Source organism: uncultured Limnohabitans sp. (assembly GCF_937889215.1).
GTDB lineage: Bacteria > Pseudomonadota > Gammaproteobacteria > Burkholderiales > Burkholderiaceae_C > Limnohabitans_A.
The window spans coordinates 1-1418 of sequence record NZ_CALBEX010000588.1 but is presented as its reverse complement, the minus strand read 5'-3'; the positions used below and the strand labels follow the sequence as shown (position 1 = coordinate 1418).

Genomic DNA, 1418 nt, shown 5'->3' with positions numbered 1-1418 from the left:
CAGGGGCACAGGACTGTCCGGTTGCCAGTTCAGGGGGATGAGGCGCATGACTTTTCCTGGAGGGGGACCACTATGCGGGCAGACTTTTTATCTTAAGGAAACGCAGATTTATTCGCTGATGTCGCCAACTTCAGGAAGACGCCAAGCGTTATAAGATGATCGTCCACAACGAATAGCCAAGATGAACGCCCCAGCATCAAGCCAGATCAGTTTCGCCCAAGCCGAATACGACAAGAAGAAAAAGCGAACGCGACGCGAAGTGTTCCTGGAGAAGATGGAGCAAGTGGTTCCCTGGTCGCGGCTGATGCAAGTGATTGAACCGTATTACCCCAAGAGCGGCAAACGCGGGCGGCCACCGATCGGGCTGGAGCGCATGCTGCGCATGTACTTCGTGCAGCAGTGGTACGGCCTGGCCGATGAAGCGGTGGAAGACGCGGTCTATGACTCTCAGGCACTGCGCAACTTCATGGGCATTGATCTGAGCCGCACCAGCGTGCCCGACGCCACCACCCTGATGGGGTTTCGCCACTTACTCGAAGCCCATGACTTGACCAAAGCTATGCTGGTCGAAGCCAACGTCATGCTGATGGAGCGAGGCCTCTTGATGACACAAGGCACACTGGTGGATGCCACCTTGATTGCAGCACCGAGCTCAACCAAAAACAAAGACCACGCTCGCGATCCCGAAATGCATCAGGCCAAGAAAGGCAACCAATGGCACTTTGGTGCCAAGGCGCACATTGGTGTTGACAAGGACTCCGGTCTGGTGCACACGCTCACCACGACGGCGGCCAACGTCAGCGACATCAGCCAGACAGCGGCGTTGTTGCATGGGCAGGAGCAGGATGTCTGGGCAGACGCGGGCTATGTTGGTGTGGACAAGCGAGAAGACATGCAGGAGGCGCTGGCTGCCAATGAACAAACTGTGCAATGGCATGTGGCCAAGCGTCGCAAGACCATTGAAAAGCTGGACGACGGATGGCAAAAAGATTTGGCGCAAGCCTACGAAAAACTCAAAGCCCGAGTCAGGGCTTACGTGGAGCACCCGTTTCACGTGGTCAAGAACATCTTCAAATACAAGAAGACGCGCTACAAGGGCTTGGCCAAGAACGACGCACAGCTCAATGTGCTGTTTGCCTTGAGTAATTTGTACATGGTCAGGGGAGAACTACGCCCATAGAGGGAAAAGGGGCGCGAAAAGCGCCATGAGAAGCCTCGAAAGAGGTGCAGAAACTGAAAAAAAAGGCCGCGATTGCAAAAGCAGCCGCGAAATTCGGCGTAGCGTGAACAAAAAAATACGCTGCGTCAGCGATCAGATCAAATTCGATTTGATCCGCGCTTCCTTAGCTTCGTGCGCATAACGCGGGTAGCGGCCAAAGCGCGATGCCCTGGCACCGGCCATGCCGCGTATGCCGCCC

1 protein-coding gene is annotated in these 1418 nt (G+C 55.6%); it reads left to right on the top strand.

Annotated features, from left to right (window positions below; genetic code table 11):
* The first annotated feature begins 181 nt into the window (after window positions 1-181).
* Entirely contained in the window at window positions 182-1180 is a 999-nt protein-coding gene (locus Q0341_RS14805; protein WP_299514894.1) for an IS5 family transposase, read from the top strand.
* Window positions 1181-1418: the final 238 nt, after the last annotated feature.

Coding starts and splice junctions, on each gene's coding strand:
- Q0341_RS14805 (WP_299514894.1), top strand. CDS start 182: ATGAACGCCCCAGCATCAAGCCAGATCAGTTTCGCCCAAGCCGAATAC.